The sequence below is a fragment of the Marmoricola sp. OAE513 genome (genome assembly GCF_040546585.1).
Lineage (GTDB): Bacteria > Actinomycetota > Actinomycetes > Propionibacteriales > Nocardioidaceae > Marmoricola.
The window spans coordinates 901586-918395 of the sequence record NZ_JBEPOC010000001.1 but is presented as its reverse complement, the minus strand read 5'-3'; the positions used below and the strand labels follow the sequence as shown (position 1 = coordinate 918395).

At 70.6% G+C, this 16810-nt stretch carries 21 protein-coding genes and 1 pseudogene; 17 read left to right on the top strand and 5 right to left on the bottom strand.

Annotated features, from left to right (window positions below; all coding sequences use genetic code 11):
* Window positions 1-6: 6 nt before the first annotated feature.
* The 5 genes and pseudogenes from ABIE44_RS04565 to mshB form a co-directional block, all read left to right on the top strand.
* Window positions 7-279 (top strand): annotated as a pseudogene (locus tag ABIE44_RS04565) (oxidoreductase); the annotation flags it as partial.
* Window positions 280-394: 115 nt separating this feature from the next.
* Complete coding sequence (locus tag ABIE44_RS04560) at window positions 395-1231, top strand: oxidoreductase (RefSeq protein WP_354437850.1); 837 nt, start codon at window positions 395-397, stop codon at window positions 1229-1231.
* Window positions 1228-2085 carry a thioesterase family protein gene (locus ABIE44_RS04555; RefSeq protein WP_354438364.1) on the top strand — a complete coding sequence of 286 codons (858 nt, stop codon included), beginning with the start codon at window positions 1228-1230 and terminating at the stop codon, window positions 2083-2085. The genes ABIE44_RS04560 and ABIE44_RS04555 overlap by 4 nt, the downstream gene beginning before the upstream one ends.
* Window positions 2082-2516, top strand: a complete 435-nt coding sequence (locus ABIE44_RS04550) for an NUDIX domain-containing protein (protein WP_209721510.1) — start codon at window positions 2082-2084, stop codon at window positions 2514-2516. The genes ABIE44_RS04555 and ABIE44_RS04550 overlap by 4 nt, the downstream gene beginning before the upstream one ends.
* Window positions 2517-2526: 10 nt before the next feature.
* Window positions 2527-3447 carry an N-acetyl-1-D-myo-inositol-2-amino-2-deoxy-alpha-D-glucopyranoside deacetylase gene (mshB, locus tag ABIE44_RS04545; protein WP_209721513.1) on the top strand — a complete coding sequence of 307 codons (921 nt, stop codon included), beginning with the start codon at window positions 2527-2529 and terminating at the stop codon, window positions 3445-3447.
* Window positions 3448-3451: 4 nt separating this feature from the next.
* On the opposite strand, the gene ABIE44_RS04540 is transcribed toward mshB, so the two are convergent.
* A complete protein-coding gene (locus tag ABIE44_RS04540) occupies window positions 3452-4441 on the bottom strand; it encodes a GNAT family N-acetyltransferase (protein ID WP_209721516.1) in 990 nt (329 codons plus the stop codon).
* 116 nt (window positions 4442-4557) lie between these two features.
* Between ABIE44_RS04540 and fdxA the strand changes: the two genes are divergently transcribed.
* Together fdxA and dapC are read left to right on the top strand one after the other, a co-directional pair.
* Window positions 4558-4884, top strand: a complete 327-nt coding sequence (fdxA, locus tag ABIE44_RS04535; RefSeq protein ID WP_209721520.1) for a ferredoxin — start codon at window positions 4558-4560, stop codon at window positions 4882-4884.
* The gene (dapC, locus tag ABIE44_RS04530) at window positions 4881-6005 is read left to right on the top strand and encodes a succinyldiaminopimelate transaminase (RefSeq protein ID WP_209723663.1); all 1125 of its coding nucleotides are present in this window, start codon (window positions 4881-4883) and stop codon (window positions 6003-6005) included. The genes fdxA and dapC overlap by 4 nt, the downstream gene beginning before the upstream one ends.
* Here the strand turns inward: dapC and ABIE44_RS04525 are convergent.
* Window positions 6002-6607 (bottom strand): TetR/AcrR family transcriptional regulator, encoded by a 606-nt coding sequence (locus tag ABIE44_RS04525; RefSeq protein ID WP_209721523.1) that lies wholly within the window; start codon window positions 6605-6607, stop codon window positions 6002-6004. The genes dapC and ABIE44_RS04525 overlap by 4 nt on opposite strands.
* A gap of 119 nt (window positions 6608-6726) precedes the next feature.
* Between ABIE44_RS04525 and ABIE44_RS04520 the strand changes: the two genes are divergently transcribed.
* Window positions 6727-7323 (top strand): hypothetical protein, encoded by a 597-nt coding sequence (locus ABIE44_RS04520; RefSeq protein ID WP_209721526.1) that lies wholly within the window; start codon window positions 6727-6729, stop codon window positions 7321-7323.
* An 86-nt stretch (window positions 7324-7409) separates the two neighbouring features.
* Window positions 7410-8192, top strand: a complete 783-nt coding sequence (locus ABIE44_RS04515; protein ID WP_209721529.1) for a hypothetical protein — start codon at window positions 7410-7412, stop codon at window positions 8190-8192.
* 3 nt (window positions 8193-8195) lie between these two features.
* On the opposite strand, the gene ABIE44_RS04510 is transcribed toward ABIE44_RS04515, so the two are convergent.
* Both ABIE44_RS04510 and dapD read right to left on the bottom strand, forming a co-directional pair.
* The gene (locus ABIE44_RS04510; RefSeq protein WP_209721532.1) at window positions 8196-9056 is read right to left on the bottom strand and encodes a VldE C-terminal domain-containing protein; all 861 of its coding nucleotides are present in this window, start codon (window positions 9054-9056) and stop codon (window positions 8196-8198) included.
* 10 nt (window positions 9057-9066) lie between these two features.
* Complete coding sequence (gene dapD, locus ABIE44_RS04505; RefSeq protein ID WP_209721535.1) at window positions 9067-10050, bottom strand: 2,3,4,5-tetrahydropyridine-2,6-dicarboxylate N-succinyltransferase; 984 nt, start codon at window positions 10048-10050, stop codon at window positions 9067-9069.
* A gap of 50 nt (window positions 10051-10100) precedes the next feature.
* On the opposite strand from dapD, the gene ABIE44_RS04500 reads away from it, so the two are divergent.
* From ABIE44_RS04500 to ABIE44_RS04480, 5 genes are read left to right on the top strand one after another with little or no spacing between them, the layout of a single operon-like run.
* On the top strand, window positions 10101-10874 hold the full coding sequence (locus ABIE44_RS04500) for a VOC family protein (RefSeq protein ID WP_209721539.1): 774 nt from the start codon (window positions 10101-10103) through the stop codon (window positions 10872-10874).
* A gap of 4 nt (window positions 10875-10878) precedes the next feature.
* The gene (dapE, locus tag ABIE44_RS04495; RefSeq protein ID WP_209721542.1) at window positions 10879-11937 is read left to right on the top strand and encodes a succinyl-diaminopimelate desuccinylase; all 1059 of its coding nucleotides are present in this window, start codon (window positions 10879-10881) and stop codon (window positions 11935-11937) included.
* The gene (locus ABIE44_RS04490) at window positions 11937-12662 is read left to right on the top strand and encodes an LOG family protein (protein WP_209721545.1); all 726 of its coding nucleotides are present in this window, start codon (window positions 11937-11939) and stop codon (window positions 12660-12662) included. The genes dapE and ABIE44_RS04490 overlap by 1 nt, the downstream gene beginning before the upstream one ends.
* The gene (locus tag ABIE44_RS04485; protein ID WP_354437849.1) at window positions 12659-12946 is read left to right on the top strand and encodes a DivIVA domain-containing protein; all 288 of its coding nucleotides are present in this window, start codon (window positions 12659-12661) and stop codon (window positions 12944-12946) included. Before ABIE44_RS04490 ends, ABIE44_RS04485 begins: the two co-directional genes overlap by 4 nt.
* Entirely contained in the window at window positions 12947-13720 is a 774-nt protein-coding gene (locus tag ABIE44_RS04480; protein ID WP_209721550.1) for a M14 family zinc carboxypeptidase, read from the top strand.
* A 16-nt stretch (window positions 13721-13736) separates the two neighbouring features.
* Here ABIE44_RS04480 and ABIE44_RS04475 read toward each other — a convergent pair whose 3' ends face one another.
* Window positions 13737-14534: an enoyl-CoA hydratase-related protein gene (locus ABIE44_RS04475; RefSeq protein ID WP_209721553.1), complete on the bottom strand. Its 798-nt coding sequence runs from the start codon at window positions 14532-14534 to the stop codon at window positions 13737-13739.
* Window positions 14535-14659: 125 nt separating this feature from the next.
* Between ABIE44_RS04475 and ABIE44_RS04470 the strand changes: the two genes are divergently transcribed.
* The 3 genes from ABIE44_RS04470 (at window position 14660) to ABIE44_RS04460 (ending at window position 16785) form a co-directional block, all read left to right on the top strand.
* On the top strand, window positions 14660-14827 hold the full coding sequence (locus ABIE44_RS04470; protein WP_136594384.1) for a DUF3117 domain-containing protein: 168 nt from the start codon (window positions 14660-14662) through the stop codon (window positions 14825-14827).
* 111 nt (window positions 14828-14938) lie between these two features.
* The gene (locus ABIE44_RS04465) at window positions 14939-16432 is read left to right on the top strand and encodes a leucyl aminopeptidase family protein (RefSeq protein ID WP_354437848.1); all 1494 of its coding nucleotides are present in this window, start codon (window positions 14939-14941) and stop codon (window positions 16430-16432) included.
* A complete protein-coding gene (locus ABIE44_RS04460; RefSeq protein ID WP_209721560.1) occupies window positions 16429-16785 on the top strand; it encodes a hypothetical protein in 357 nt (118 codons plus the stop codon). Before ABIE44_RS04465 ends, ABIE44_RS04460 begins: the two co-directional genes overlap by 4 nt.
* Window positions 16786-16810: the final 25 nt, after the last annotated feature.

Sequence of the window (16810 nt, the reverse complement as noted above, 5' to 3'; positions counted from 1 at the left end):
CGTCGCATGGCCTCCTCACCCGCCCGGGACGTCTTCGCTCCGGCCACCCTCGGTCCCGTCCAGCTGCGCAACCGGACCGTCAAGGCGGCGACCTTCGAGGGCCGGACCCCGCACGGCCTGGTCACCGACGAGCTGATCGACTACCACCTTGCTCCCGCGCGCGGCGGCGTCGGTCTGACCACCGTCGCGTACCTCGCGGTCGCGCCGGAGGGGCGGACCCACCGGGAGGTCATCGTCGTCAACGACGCCGCGGCGCCGGGTCTGGCGAGGATCGCCGAGGCGATCCACGAGACCGGCGCCAAGATCGCCGGCCAGCTCGGTCACGCCGGCCCGGTCGCCAACGGTCGGTCCAACGGCGTGCCCGCGCTGTCGTCGTCGCGGATGCCCTCACCCGATGAGCATGCAGATGATCCGGTCCTGCACGGAGGCCGACATCGCCCGGATCACCCGCGACTACGTGCGCACGGCGCGGATCATGACGGACTCCGGGTTCGACGTGCTCGAGATCCACATGGCGCACGGGTACCTGCTCAGCTCGTTCCTGGCCAAGCAGCAGAACCGCCGCAAGGACTCGTGGAACGGATCCTTGGAGAACAGGGCGCGGTTCGCCCGGCAGGTCGCACGGGCGGTCCGCGAGGAGGTCGGCGACGCCGTCGCGGTGACCGCCAAGATCGGTCTGACCGACGGGTCGCGCGCCGGGTTCTCGATGCCGGAGACGCTCGAGTTCGCGCAGCTGCTCGAGTCCGACGGGACCCTCGACGCGCTCGAGCTCAGTGGCGGCAGCTCGCTGCTCAACCCGATGTACCTGTTCCGCGGCGCGGTCCCGATCAAGGAGTTCGCGGCGACGATGCCGCCCGCTCTGCGGCTCGGCCTCAAGTCCCCGATCGGCAAGCAGTTCTTCAAGTCCTACCCGTTCGAGGAGGCGTACTTCGAGGAGAAGGCGCTGGTCTTCCGCGAAGCGCTCTCGATGCCCCTGATCATGCTCGGCGGCATCAACACCAAGGAGACGATGGACCGCGCGATGGCCGAGGGCTTCGACTTCGTCGCCATGGGTCGGGCGCTGCTCCGCGAGCCGGACCTGGTCAACAAGATGATGGCGGGCGAGGTCACCAGCGGGGTCTGCTCGCACTGCAACCTCTGCATGACCCGGGCTGCTGCGACCTCGGACAAGATCGACAACCGCACCCGCTGCGTCGAGATCGCCCCGTTCGTGCCAGCATCCTCGGTGTGACCTACGAGTTCGACCGCGACACCGGGATCCAGGCCTTCGGCGACGGCCGGTACGGCGCCGTGCTGGCACCGGGCTGGGTCGTGGGGGGAGGGGTCAACGGCGGCTACCTGCTCGCGATCATCGGCAAGGCCATCGCAGCCGAGCTCGCCGAGCGGTTCCCGACCAAGGGCCACGTCGATCCGTTCTCGGTCAGCTCGCACTTCCTCAGCGCCTCGACCCCCGGTCCGGCGTACGTCGTGACCGAGGTGGTGCGGTCCGGCGGTCGGTTCTCGACCGTGTCGGCGACGCTGGTGCAGGACGTCGAGGGCGAGCCGGTGCCCCGGATCGCCGCGACCGGAACCTACGGAGACCTCGACCGGGCCCACGACCCCGCCTCGGACGCAGCCGCCGCAGCCCTCGGCCTCGCCCTGCCGGCGCCGCTGCTGCCGCCGCTGGAGCAGTGCGTGGAGTCGCGGGACGCTCCGCCGGAGGTGAAGGCGATCGCGCCGCTGCTCGACCGTTTCGGCACCCGCTTCGACCCGGCCACCGCCATGTGGGCGCTGGGTCAGCCCAGCAAGCAGGGCGTCATCCAGGGCTGGTTCAAGCTCGCCGACGACCGACCGCTGGACCCGATCGCCCTGCTCATGGTGCTCGACGCCCTGCCGCCGACGACCTTCGACCTCGGCATGCCGGGGTGGGCGCCGACGCTCGAGCTGACTGCCCACGTGCGCGCCAAGCCGGCGCCGGGCTGGGCGATCGTGCGGCACGCCACCCGGACCATGGCCGGAGGCCTGTTCGAGGAGGACTGCGAGGTCTGGGACTCCACGGGCACGCTGGTGGCGCAGTCCCGCCAGCTGGCACTGCAGCCGCGATGAGCTCGGCCGTCGAGCCTGACGAGACGCAGCTCGTCGTCGGCGCCGCGATCCTGCGTGACGGCAGGATCCTGGCGGCGCGACGTGCTGCCGGTGACGGGGCCGGTAACGGGGCCGGTGGGTGGGAGTTCCCCGGCGGCAAGGTCGAGCCGGGGGAGGACCCGGCGGCAGCGGTCGTGCGCGAGGTCCGCGAGGAGCTCGGGTGCGCGGTCGAGGTCGTGGGGTGGCTGGACGCCGAGGTGGAGATCCGGGCCGACCTGACCCTGCGCGTCGCGCTGACCGACCTCTCCGCGGGCGAGCCGGTCCCCAGCCCCGGTGACCACGACGCCGTGCGCTGGCTCGCCCCCGCGGACCTGGGTTCGCTGGACTGGCTCGAGGCCGACCGGCCGTTCGTGGCCGAGATCATGGAGCGTCTTGTCGTCGACGACGACTAGGGTTTCGGGCATGACCAAGAAGCACCTGCTGCTCGTGCACGCTCACCCCGACGACGAGAGCATCGGCCAGGGCGCCACGATGGCCAAGTACGTCGCCGAGGGCATCGGCGTCACCCTGGTGACCTGCACCGGCGGCGAGATGGGCGAGATCCTGGTGCCCGAGATGGCGCACATGGCGGCCGACCAGGACGACACCCTGGGGGAGCAGCGCAAGATCGAGCTGGCCAACGCGATGGCGGCTCTCGGCGTCACCGACTTCCGCTACCTCGGTGGTTTCGGGAAGTACCGCGACTCCGGCATGCAGTGGGCACCCGAGGGTCACCCGCACGCGGGGGCGGCGATCCCCGCCGACACGATCCACGAGAACTCCTTTTGGGCCGCCGACCTGACCGAAGCGGCGAACGACCTGGTCGCCGTGATCCGCGAGGTCCGGCCGCAGGTGCTGGTCACCTATGACGAGTTCGGTGGCTACGGCCACCCCGACCACATCCAGGCGCACCGGGTCGCGACCTACGCCGCCTCGCTGGCGGCGGTGCCGTCGTACCGGCCGGACCTGGGTGAGGCGCACGACATCGCGAAGATCTACTGGGGCGCGATGTCGGCCAGCCGGATGCGCGAAGGTCTGCGCAAGCTCCGCGAGGCCGGCGACACCGAGTCGTTCGAGGGCATGGACCCCGACAACCTGCCGCCGTTCGTGACCGAGGACGAGAACCTCGGCGCGGTCGTCGACGGCAACGACTACTTCGACAAGAAGATGGACGCGCTGCGCGCGCACGCCACCCAGATCACGGCGGACAGCCCGTTCTTCGCCTTCGGCGGCGAGTCCGAGAGCGCCTTCTGGGGCCAGGAGTTCTACCGGATCGCGAAGGGCGAGAAGGCCGGCCCGTTCGACGAGAACGGTCTCGAGACGGACCTGTTCAACGGGATCTGACGCGTCAGCTCGGCGGGACGAGGTAGCGGTACGCGTGGTGCCGCTCGAAGCCGAGCTCGGCGTACAGGCGTTGCGCGGGCTCGTTGTCGCCGACGACCTGGAGTGCCATCACGCTGGCCCCGCGCTCGGCTGCCCAGTCGACGGCGTCGGCCATGATGATCCGCGCCAGGCCTCGGCGACGGGCGTGCGGCTGCACGGTGAGGTCGGCGAAGAACACCCAGTCGCCGATCCGGTTCGTACGTCCGCGCGCGACCTGGACCCCGTCCTCGGTGATGCTCGCGAACACCGCGTCCTGCAACCGGAGCGAGGCCTCGACCGCCTCGTAGTTGTCCTGGGCGCTGGTGTTGCCGACCAGCCATTCCTTCGTCAGGGCGTCGGCGTGCTCGACCGAGTCGGTCGACACGTCGCGGAGCTGACGGGCCAGCCGGGCGACGCCGGCGAGCAGGACCTCGGTGTCGGCCTCGTCGGGCCGCAGCCTGTCCCAGCCGGCCTCCTCGAAAACCTGCTGCGCGGGGGAGCCGACGACGACCTGGGCGACCGGTCGCCGGTCGTGGGCGGCGTAGAAGGCGAGCACCCGCTCCAGCGCCTCGCTCGCGGGGACGCCGGGGTCACCGATCGGCAGCACCGAGTTGGGACGCCCGTTCGCACCGCCGGAGTAGCGCAGCACCCAGTCGCCCACCTGCTCGACGGCGCGCGGGGTGAAGAACGCGGTGCAGCGCGCCTCGACCTCGTCGGCGCTCAGCCGACTGAACCGCGACACGCGCGGGGGGACAGGCTTTCCGGACACGATGTCGGCCAGTGCGATCTGGGTCGTGGTGCCGTCCTCGCCAGCGATCACGGCGTGCGACGGGCCCCAGGAGAGGCACGTCCCGAGCAGGTCGGTGAAGGCCGGACCTCCCGTCGGGCCGGTCTCTCCGCGGACGATGCGGCGTACGACGACGCGCTGGCCGACCACGTGCGGACCCAGGGTGTGACCGGTGCGCTCGGGCTCCATCAGGTCACGCCTCCAATTTGATCACGTGTCAAAACGCGGGTCTGCCACCAGGACCTGCGTTCGGGATACTAGGCTTGGCCCAGTCCGCTCGGACCACGTACCTCAGGAGGATCCCGGTGACCTACGTCATCTCACAGCCGTGTGTCGATGTGAAGGACCGTGCTTGCGTCGACGAGTGCCCGGTCGACTGCATCTACGAAGGCAAGCGGATGCTGTACATCCACCCGGACGAGTGCGTCGACTGCGGCGCGTGCGAGCCGGTGTGCCCCGTCGAGGCGATCTACTACGAGGACGACGTGCCGGCGGAGTCCAAGGAGTACTACGACGCCAACGTGCACTTCTTCGACGACCTGGGCTCGCCCGGCGGCGCGGCGAAGACGGACTTCACCGACAAGGACCACCCGATGGTGGCTGCGCTCCCGCCGCAGAACCAGGACCACTGAGCCCTGACCCCGTCGCAGGGAAGTCGGGAGGCGTCTCGGGGCGGCTTCCGGACTTCCCCTGGGACCATCTGACGCCGTACGGCGACCGGGCCCGCGCCCACCCCGACGGCATCGTCGACCTGTCGGTGGGCACTCCCGTCGACCCGACCCCCGAGCTCGTCCAGCGTGCGCTGGTCGAGGCCGCGGACTCGCCGGGCTACCCGCTGACCATCGGCCTGCCCGAGACCCGGCAGGCGTGCGTGGACTGGCTGGCGCGCCGCTTCGGTGTCACCGGCCTGGGTGTCGACGGTGTCCTGCCGGTGATCGGCTCCAAGGAGCTGATCGCCTCGCTGCCCGCACACCTGGGCCTCGGTCCCGGTGACCTGATCGTCCAGCCGGAGCTGGCCTACCCGACGTACGAGGTCAGCGCGGCGCTGGTCGGTGCCGACATCCTCGCGACCGACTCGCTCACCGCGATCGGGCCGCGTACGCCGAAGATCCTCTGGATCAACTCTCCGTCCAACCCGACCGGCAAGGTGCTCCCGCCCGCGCACCTGCGCAAGGTCGTGGCGTGGTGCCGTGAGCGCGGGGTGCTGCTGATCTCCGACGAGTGCTACCTCGAGCTCACCTGGACGGGTGAACGTGCCGTGTCGGTCCTGCACCCCGACATCTGTGGTGGCAGCACCAAGGGCATCCTCGCGGTGCACTCGCTGTCGAAGCGCTCGAACCTGGCCGGCTACCGGTGCGCCTTCGTCGCCGGCGACCCGACGGTGATCGCCGAGCTGCTCGCGGTCCGCAAGAACCTCGGCCTGCAGATGCCCGGACCGCAGCAGCGTGCGATGGTCGCCGCGTTGAACGACGACGCCCACGTCGACGAGCAGCACGCCCGGTACGCGGCACGGCGTACCCGGTTGAAGGCGGCGCTGGAGGCGGCCGGTTTCCGGATCGACCACTCCGAGGGCTCGCTCTACCTGTGGAGCACCCGGTCCGAGGACTGCTGGGAGACCGTGTCCTGGTTCGCCGACCGCGGCATCCTCGTTGCACCGGGCGCGTTCTACGGCGCTGCCGGGAAGCAGCACGTCCGCGTCGCGCTCACCGCGACCGACGAGCGCATCGACGCCGCGATCGCGCGCCTGGCCTAACCCGCGGTCGCGAGGAGCTCCTCGACGCCTGCCTGGAACGTGGCTCCCACCGTGCGCGGGTCCCCCAGGCACCCGCTGGTCATCGCGCCGTCGCGCAGCATCACGAAGAGTGCGGCGAGGCGGTCCGGAGACGTGCCGCCGTCCGGTGTCGCCCGTCCGACGGCCTCGAAGAGGTCCAGTACCAGCGCAGCGAACCAGGCGCGGTGCTCGAGCACCGCGCCGTGCACCGGGTGCTCGGCATCGGGGAACTCGGCGGCGGCGTTGAGGAACGCGCATCCCCGGTACGCCGGGTTGGACAGCTGGGCGACCACCGACCGGGCGACGGCCCGGACGGCGTCGGCGGGGGTGAGGTCGGGGGCGAGTGCTTCGGCCACGGCCTGGCGCTCGTACTCGCTGGCAGCCTGCAGGTAGCCGACGACGAGGTCGTCCTTGCTCGGGAAGTGCCGGTACAGCGTCGAGCGGGTGATCTCGGCCGCGGCGACGATCTCCTCGATCCCCACCGCGTGGATGCCCTTGGCGTAGAAGACCTGCGTCGCGGTGGCCAGGAGTCGGTTGCGCGGTTCGGACCGGCGGCGGGGGCGCGTCTCGGGGGTGGCCGTCATGGGACCGATCATAGCGCAGAAGAGACCGAACGGTCTGTTTGACTTTTACTGCACGGACGCTCAAGATCAGACCGATCGGTCGCTCTCTTTAGTGGCCGCCAGCCCGTCAAGGAGAAGACATGACCCTCAGCCAGAAACCCGCCCTCGTCGCCGGAGCGACGGCCGCCGACTCGACCTCGGCCGTCGTCCCGCTGCGGCGGCTCTACCTGCTGCGCTTCGGTTTCGCCCTGGTGTGGGCAGGCCTCTTCGCCTGGGCGTTCTCGCCGTACGAGACGCTCGGACTGGTGCTGGCTGTCGCGTACCCGACCTTCGACGTCGTCGCCGCGCTGGTCGACCACCGCGCGTCGTCCGAGGACCCTGTCGTCCGCTCCCGCCTCGCACTCGGTGCGAACGTCGCGATCAGCGCTGCCGCCGCCGTGGGTCTGCTCCTGGTCGGCTCGGGTGATCTCGGAGGCGCGCTCCGGGTGTGGGGAGCCTGGGCCATCGCCGCCGGTGTCGTCCAGCTGGCGGTCGGTCTGCGGCGCCGGAGCGTGGACGGCCACGTCCCGATGATCCTGAGCGGAGGCATCTCGGTGCTCGCCGGCGCATCGTTCCTGGCCACTGCCGGCGACGCGAGCTCGCTCGGGATGTTGGCCGGGTACGCCACCCTGGGCGGCATCTTCTTCCTGGTCTCCGCGGTGCGCCTCGGGCGGAGCCGGTCCGCGCACGCCGGCTGATCCGCGACGGCAGTTGGCCATTCCCCGGACGCGTCCGGCGAGAGGCGGCTAGGTTCGGTGCAAATCGGACAATCTCAGGAGCTCTCGTGCACCGTCGCGCCGTCGCCGCCCTCGGCATCCTCGTCATCACCGCCAGTGTATTCATCGCCGATCCTGCCTCGGCCGCCGGGAAGTACGGCGTGACCCTGACCTCGAGCCGCACCGTCGCCGACGTCGGCCAGGTCACCGTGCTCAGCGGCAAGGTCACCGGCACGGGAGCCGGCAAGAAGAAGGTCGCCGTCGACGTGAAGATCGGGGCCGGGGCGTGGAAGCGCGTCGGCACGACGAGGACCACGAAGAAGGGCAAGTACTCCTTCAAGGCCCGGGTCTCCAGCGCCGGGACCGTGTCCTACCGGGTCGTGGCGCCGAAGCGGAAGAAGGTCGCCGCCGGTACGAGCCCGGCGGTGTCGCTGCAGGCCTGGCGTTGGCTCGACCTGTACGACGAGTCGTACCTGAGCGGGGGCGGTGTGATCAGTCGCGGCGTCCAGGACAGCGTGCGCATCGGCGGCAAGAAGCCCGCCGCGCACTCGTTCGCGATGGGCGGGAGCTCCTACCTCTACTGGAACCTGGCCCAGCAGTGCGACCGCATCGTGGCCCAGGTGGGTCTGACCGACGGTGACGGCGGCGAGACGCGCGGTGTCCGGTTCCAGCAGGACGGTGTCAACACCGACATCGACGTCACCGGGGGTGAGGCCCTGAAGGGCTTCGCCAACCTGTCGGCCTCCTCGGTGAGCAGCCTCGTGGTCGCGCGTCCCGACAACCTGTACACCTACCTGGTCCTGCCGCGCGCGCACTGCAAGGTCAACGCACTGCCGATCGCGATCGACTGAGCCTCACCCCAGCGAGACCTTGACCTGATCGGCGTCCGCAGACGGCGAGGGCGTCCAGCCCTTCTCGGAGTCCCGGCCGGTCTGCCAGATCCGGCCGTCGAAGGCGACCGAACGGATCTTCAGCGGCCCGGCCCAAGCGACCAGGTACTGCGCGACGCTCCAGCCCTCGCGGTTGCCGGCCTTGTCGGTGGCCACGTCGACGAGCACGTCCTGGCGGGTGCCCCGGCGCACGTCGAGGTCGTCGCCGAAGGCGTCGGTCAACGAGGTCTCCACGTCGGCCGCGGTGCCGCGCGACTCGGTGCTCTCGACGACGCAGCTGAACGCATCGCCGCCGCTGTACCCGGTCAGGGCGGAGGCGAGGACGCGCGCGTCGGCCTCGTGGTCGGCGTACGCCTCGGGGAATCCGGAGCGCTGCACCTTCTGCGCAGCTTCGGTGACCCGCAGGCTCTGGTAGTCGCCGATCTTCTCCAGCGCCTCGTAGAACTTGTTGATCGCGTAGTGCTCGTCGCGGATCTGCTCGACGGTGCCCCAGCCCTGGGACGGCCGCTGCTGGAAGATGCCGATCGAGTCGCGGTCGCCGTGGGCGATGTTGCGGATCTTGCTCTCCTGGTACGCCGTCGCCAGCGCGATGGTGACCGCCCGGGCGGGGAGTCCGCGCTGCTGGGCGATCGCCGCGATGAGTGCCGAGTTCTGGCCCTGCTCCGGATCGACGGCGACCTCCCGTCCGTCGACCTCGGCGTAGCAGGCCTCGGGGTCGGGCAGCGGGCCCGTGCCGCGCCAGACGGCGACGGCCACACCGCCGATCACCGCCAGCACGGCCAGGAAGAAGAGGACGACTCCTCCGCCGGCCCGCTTGCGTGCCATCGCCGGTCAGTCAGTTCGCATGCAGGTCGGCGTTGAGGGTGATGCCCTCGGCACGCCACGGCACGGCCTCGATGGTGCCGGTGACCGAGTTGCGGCGGAACAGGATGTTGCTGCTCCCGGAGAGCTCCAGCGCCTTGATGGTCCGGGTCGCCTCCGCGGAGCCCTCGCCCTCGCGCACGGTGATCTTGGTGCCTGCGGTCACGTACAGGCCGGCCTCGACGACGCAGTCGTCGCCCAAGGAGATGCCGATCCCGGAGTTGGCGCCGAGCAGGCAGCGCTGGCCGATCGAGATGACCTGGCTGCCGCCGCCGGACAGGGTGCCCATGATCGAGGCACCGCCGCCGACATCCGAGCCGTCGCCGACCACGACGCCGGCCGAGATCCGGCCCTCGACCATCGACGTTCCGGTCGTGCCGGCGTTGAAGTTCACGAAGCCCTCGTGCATCACGGTGGTGCCCTCGGCCAGGTGCGCGCCGAGACGGACCCGGTCGGCGTCGGCGATCCGGACCCCGGTGGGCAGCACGTAGTCGGTCATCCGCGGGAACTTGTCGACACCGAAGACCTCGACCGGGCCGGTCGCCTTCAGGCCGGCCCGGACCTCCTCGAAGCCGACCGGCGAGCACGGGCCCCTGCTGGTCCACACGACGTTGGCGAGCAGGCCGAACTGCCCGTCCAGGCTCTGGCCGTGCGGCGCGACCAGACGGTGGCTGAGCAGGTGGAGGCGCAGGTAGACGTCACTGGCGTCGACCGGGGCGTCGGCCAGCACGATCGAGCGCAGCACCACCTCGGTGTGCACCCGGCGCACCTCGTCCTTGCCGACCAGGGCCGTCAGGTACGCCGGAGCAGCGGCGTCGGCCGGTGCCTCGCCGAGCGCGGGAGCCGGGTACCAGGTGTCGAGCGTGGTCCCGTCGGAGGCGATGGTGGCGAGGCCGAAACCCCAGGCGTGCCCAGGGGTGTGCCCAGGGGTGTGCGCAGAAGTGGCGACGTCAGACATGCGGCTCAGGTTACCGGGCAGGGCGAACGGGACCGTGGCAGGCTGCAGGCATGGGCACCGAGAGCACGGCCGTCGCAAGGTTCAAGGAGCTCTGCCTCGACACGCACCCGACGGGTGCCGTCGGGATCACCGACCTGAGCCGGTTCTGGGCGGCGGCGACCGGGTGCGAGCAGAAGTTCTTCGTCGGTCAGCCCGAGGGTGGCGACCGGCCGAGCGACCCGACCGACCCCGGGGACGTCGTCGGCGTCGAGGAGGGAATGAACATCGCCATCTGCCCGGTCCCCGAACCGCGGACGGTGAAGCACCGGGTGCACCTGGACGTGCACACCGACTCCGTCGACTCGCTGGTCGCGCTGGGCGCGACGGTGCTGCGGCCGCAGGACGCTCCGTCGGTTCCGGGTGGGATCCGCTGGACGATCATGGCCGACCCCGAGGGCGGTGACTTCTGCGCGTTCGTCCGGAGCCCCGAGAAGCTGAAGCCGTACCGGACCTACGAGATGGTCGTCGACTCGGTGGACTCGGTCGCGATCGCCACCTGGTGGGCGGGGATCTTCGGTGTCGAGGTGCGCAGCCAGGAGGGCGCGGACTGGGTCTGGCTGGAGGACGTCCCCGGGATGTCCTTCGAGGCCTGGGTCTTCGGCGACGTCCCCGAACCGAAGACCGTCAAGAACCGCTGGCACTGGGACCTGTACGGCGAGGTCCCCGACTTCCTCGAGCGCGGCGCGACCTTGCTGTGGGACATGCCGCGCTGGACCGTGCTGGCCGACCCGGAGGGCAACGAGTTCTGCGTGTTCCCGCCGCCGGGGAAGGACCTGACAAGATGAGGGCATGGCTCTCGACCTGACCGCTGACGTCGTCACGCTCACCGAACAGCTGGTCAATTTCGAGTCGGTCAGCCGCCACGAGCAGGGCATCGCCGATGCGGTCGAAGCGGGGCTCGCCGACCTCGCGCACCTCACCGTCACCCGGATCGGGAACTCCCTGGTCGCGCGCACCGAGCTCGGTCGCGGGCAACGGGTCGTCATCGCTGGCCACCTCGACACGGTCCCGCTCAACGACAACCTGCCGGCCCGCAACGACGGCACGCTGCTGCACGGTCTCGGCAGCTGCGACATGAAGGGCGGCGTCGCGGTCGGTCTCAAGCTCGCCGCCGAGCTCACCGAGCCGAGCCGCGACGTCACCTACGTCTTCTACGAGGGCGAGGAGATCGCCTCGGAGTTCAACGGCCTGCGGATCATCGCTGAGCAGCAGCCCGACCTGATCGCGTGCGACTTCGCGATCCTGATGGAGCCCTCCAACGCGGGGGTCGAGGCCGGGTGCCAGGGCACCCTGCGGGTCGAGGTCACCAGCCGCGGCGAGCGGGCGCACTCGGCGCGGTCCTGGCGCGGGGTGAACGCGATCCACGGGGTCGCCGACCTGCTCAACCGGCTCGCGGCGTACGAGGCACGCACGCCGGTGATCGACGGCCTGGAGTACCACGAGGGTCTCAACGCGGTGCTGATCACCGGGGGAGTGGCGACCAACGTCATCCCCGACGAGTGCGTGGTGACCGTCAACTACCGCTTCGCCCCGGACCGCACCGAGGCGGAGGCGCTGGCCTTCGTCACCGACTTCTTCGCCGGCTACGAGATCGCCGTCACCGATTCGGCTCCCGGCGCCCGGCCGGGCCTGGACCGCCCCGCCGCGAAGGCCTTCGTGGAGGCCGTGGGGGGAGAGGTGAACCCGAAGTTCGGGTGGACCGACGTCGCCCGCTTCACCGCCCTGGGCATCCCCGCCGTCAACTACGGTCCGGGTGACCCGACGCTGGCCCACAAGCAGGAGGAGTACGTGCCGCTCGAGGAGATCCGCCACTGCGAACGAGCGCTGCGCGCCTGGTTGGGGGCCTGATGACCACGCGAAAGACCAAGCGGAAAGGGCCCACCTTCCTGCGCGACGACCAGGTCGACCTGTCCACGACCGACCAGCGGCTCCTCGACACCCGTGGCGACTCCGACTGGGTGCACACCGACCCGTGGCGGGTGCTGCGGATCCAGGCCGAGTTCGTCGAGGGGTTCGGCGCGCTGGCCGAGCTCGGCCCGGCGATCGCGGTCTTCGGCTCGGCCCGCACCCGGCGCGATGACCCGTACTACGCCAAGGGCACCGAGATCGGCTCCCGCCTGGTCGAGGCCGGCTACGCGGTGATCACGGGTGGCGGCCCCGGTGCGATGGAAGCGGCCAACAAGGGAGCTGCCGAGGCCGGAGGGGTCAGCGTCGGTCTCGGCATCGAGCTGCCCTTCGAGGACGGCGTGAACGAGTACGTGAACGTAGGGGTCAACTTCCGGTACTTCTTCGCCCGCAAGACGATGTTCGTGAAGTACTCGCAAGGCTTCATCGTCCTGCCCGGAGGCCTCGGCACCTTCGACGAGCTCTTCGAGGCGCTCACCCTGGCCCAGACGCAGAAGGTGACGTCCTTCCCGGTCGTGCTCGTGGGGGTGGAGTACTGGAGCGGACTGCTGTCCTGGCTCCGCGACACCGTCCTGGCCGATGGCAAGATCTCCGAAGCCGACCTCGACGCGCTCAAGGTGACCGATGACGTCGCCGAGGCCGTCGCCCTGATGGGAGCAGCCCGATGATGTGGCTCTTCGCCGTCCTGATCGTCCTGGTGATCGGGGGTGTCGCCGTGGTCGCCGCGGGGTACGGCGATTCGCTCTCGGTCGAGTTCGACGACCGACCGGACGTCGTCGTACCGGCCGAGGGGCCGCTCACCGCCGAGGACCTCGGCAGCATTCGTTTCACCACCGTGGTCCGCGGGTATCGCGCCAGCGAGGTGGACGCTCTGCTGGACCGGCTGGCGGCCCAGCTGGCCGAGGCCCGGGCAGACACCAGCCCGCGCGACCCCGACGACGACGGAGACTAGATGCGATTCATCTCGGGAGCAGGCCTCGCCTCGCTGGCGTTGCTGCTCGGTGTGCTCGCGACGCCGGCCGAAGCCGAGGAACCCACGGCCCAGGTCGCGCCCACCGCTCAGCGCGCACAGGTCCGGGCCGTGCACGAGATCAAGGTCTTCGGCAGGTCGGTCAAGGGGCGCGAGATGCGCGCCTACCGGATCGGCGACCCGACCTCGACACGCAAGGCGGTGCTGATCGGCACCATCCACGGCAACGAGGCCGGTCCCGCCAAGATCCTGCTCAACCTGATGGACGGCCCACCGGTCACCGGCGCCGACATCTGGGTGATCCCCTACCTGAACCGCGACGGCTACGCGAAGAACAGGCGCACCAACGCCCGCGGGGTCGACCTGAACCGCAACTTCCCGGTGAGCTGGGTCAAGCAGGGCGGCAGGTACTACTCCGGCAAGAAGGCCGCCTCGGAGCCGGAGACGAAGGCGCTGATGAAGTTCCTGACCGCGGTGCGGCCGGCGTACGTCGTCAGCCTGCACCAGCCGCTCAACGGCGTGGACTCCTCCTACGGCAAGGCTCGCTGGCTCGCGCAGCGGCTGGTCGCCGGGCTCAAGCTCCCGAAGAAGGTGTTCCACTGCCGCAGCAGGTGCCACGGCACCATGACGCAGTGGTTCAACAAGAAGCTGCCCGGTGCCGCCCTCACCGTCGAGTACGGCGGCAAGGTCAGCAAGCGCCAGGCGACCGTCACCGGACCGAAGGGCCTCCTGTCCGCTGTCTTCGCGTCCCGCTGACCGGCCCTGACTCGACTCAGGTGCCGGTGAAGGTCGGCTTCTCCTTGGCGATGAACGCGTCGACCGCCACCCGGTGGTCGTTGCTCGCGCCCGTCAGCGTCATCTTCGAGCCCTCGAACTCCAGCGACTCGGTGAAGGTGTGTCCGGCGGAGTAGTTCACGGACTGCCGGATGGAGGCGTAGGACAGCGTCGGCCCGGCGGCCAGCTTCGTCGCGAGGGCGGTCACCTCGGTCTCGAGGTCGGCGTCCGCGACGACCTTGGTGGCCAGACCGAGGGTGAGCGCCTCGGCGGAGGCGATCGTGCTCGGGAAGTAGAGCAGCTCCATCGCCTTGGCCTGACCGACCAGGCGGGGGAGCGTCCAGGACGCCCCTGTGTCGCAGGACAACGCGACGCCGGGGAAGGCCAGGTTGAAGCCGGCCGACTCGGCGACGATCCGCAGGTCGCAGGCGAACGCCAGGCTCGCGCCGGCGCCGGCGGCGACGCCGTTGACCGCGGCGATCACCGGCTTCGGCATCGTCGCGATCGCGGTGACGATCGGGTTGTAGTGCTTCTCGACGGTGGAGAAGAGCTCGTCGGAGCTGCCGGCGTCCAGCAGTGCGACGTGCTCCTTGAGGTCCTGTCCGACGCAGAACGCCCGGCCGCTGCCGGTGAGCACGACGCAGCGCACCGAGGTGTCGTCGGCCGCGCGGGTGACCGCGTCGAGTAGCGCTTCCTTGGTCGCGATGGTCAGGCCGTTCATGCCCTCGGGGCGGTTCAGGGTGATCGTCGCGACGCCGGCTTCGACGGCGTAGGTGACCGGATTTTCGTCAGACATGGGCCCGAGTCTGCCGTACGGGTTCTCACCGGATTGTCCGAGGCCACCACTCATAGGGAATAATGAGTGCGAACAGCGTCACATCTGCTCGGCGCTTTGATTCAGTCTGAGGAAGAGGTGTGCGCATGGCGGCGATGAAGCCGCGGACCGGCGACGGGCCGCTGGAGGTCACCAAGGAAGGTCGTGGCATCGTCATGAGGGTTCCCCTCGAAGGCGGTGGACGCCTGGTGGTCGAGCTCAACGCGGAGGAAGCCGGCGCTCTCGGCGAAGCACTGAAGAACGTGGTCGGCTGAGGTCGGCCACCCCAGACCTACGCTCCGACCGCGGAGCGGACAAGGCCCCGGCGCCCGGGAACGGGCGGCCGGGGCCTTCGGTATTCTCGCGGGGTGTCCGGGACCCGAGCAGTGACTTCCGCCAGCATCACGCCGACGTTCAGCCTCACCGCCGACGGCCCGAGCAGGGAAGCCGGACTCGTCGCGCTGGCGCTGCTGAGCCAGGACGAGGACCTGGTCCTCGGGCCAGGCTCCGCGGACCTGCTCGACGCCGCCGGTGACCTCGACGTCCTGGGCCTGCTGGAGCAGGCCGGGGCCAGCGCCGCAGCCGGGTCGCTGACCCGGCTCGAGCTGCCCGGTCGGACCCTGCTCGCGGTCGGGGTCGGCGACGCCGGGACCGATGCCCTGCGCGCCGCCGGCGCCGCGGTGGCGCGTGCTGCAGCCGGACGCGACGAGGTCGTCTCCGCCGTCCAGGCCGTGGCCGGTCCGGACGGGCTCACCGCCTTCGTCGCCGGTGCCGTGCTGTCGTCCTTCCGGTTCAGCCTGCGCGCCGAGGAGACCGTCCCTGCACCCGTCGGTCAGATCGTGCTGGCCTCGACCGGGCCCGAGAACCAGGACGCGCTGGACCGCGCCACCGCCATCGCGCACGCGAGCTGGCAGGCCCGCCGGCTCGCGACCACGCCGTCGAACATCAAGTCGCCGAAGTGGCTGGTCGAGCAGGTCTCCGACCTCGCCGCCGTCTCAGGCCTGAAGGTGAAGGTCTGGGACCGCGCCGCGCTGGAGAAGGAGGGTTTCGGCGGCATCGTCGCCGTCGGCCGGGCCTCCGCCAACCCGCCGTACCTGGTGCAGCTGGACTACACGCCCGCCAAGGGCGGCCGCCGCGCCCCGCACGTCGTGCTCGTCGGCAAGGGCATCACCTTCGACACCGGCGGTCTGTCGATCAAGCCGGGCGAGGCGATGCTCAACATGAAGCGCGACATGACCGGCTCCGCCGTCGTCGCCGCGACGCTCAGCGCGCTCGCCGCCGTCGACTGCCCGGTTCGGGTCACCGGCCTGCTCCCGATCGCCGAGAACTCCATCGGCGGCGACGCCCTGCGTCCCGGTGACGTCATCACGCACTGGGGCGGGAGGACCACCGAGGTCACCAACACCGATGCGGAGGGTCGCCTGGTCCTGGCCGACGCGCTGCAGTACGCCGCCAGCAAGCTGAAGCCCGACCTCATGGTCGACGTCGCGACGCTGACCGGCGGCATCAAGGTCGCCCTGGGACTGAACATCGGCGGCTACTTCGCCACCGACGACGCTGCTGCCGGCCACCTGGAGGACGCGAGTGCGGAGTCGGGCGAGCGCCTGTGGCGGATGCCGCTGTCCGAGGAGTACGAGTCGTTCCTGGCCTCCAAGGTCGCCGACGCCGACAACGCCCCCGGACGGGCCCCGGCGATCACCGCAGCCTTGTTCCTCCAGCACTTCACCGGCGGTCTGCCGTGGGCGCACCTCGACATCGCCTCGGTCGGTGACTCGGCCCGCGACGCCGGCGAGTGGACACCCGGTCCTACCGGTTTCGGCGTACGGCTGCTGCTGCACTGGCTGGGTTCGCAGGCACCCCTGGACGGGGTCGGGTCGTGAGCGACACCCACGCCGGCCTGACCGTGCGCTGGTCGTTGGCGGGTGCCGCGGACGGCGTCGAGGAGGCTCTTGCCGACTACGTCGCCGGTACGTCGCACGCCCGGTTCTCCACGATGGAGGACCTGCGGTTCAAGACCTGGCGGATGCGTCGCGGCGAGTGGTTCGAGGGCTGCTACGTCTTCGCCGACGACGCGGCGCGCGACGCGTTCCAGACCGAGTTCACCGCCATCGCGCCGGAGTCGGCGGGCTCGCAGATCATCGGGTCCTCGCCGATCCTCATCGAGGCGTGCACGATCGTGTCGGTGGCCGAGGGTGCCGCCGGGTTCGTGGCCGAGGCGAGGTTCTCCGGATGATGAACACGCGTGTGGTCGCGCTCGT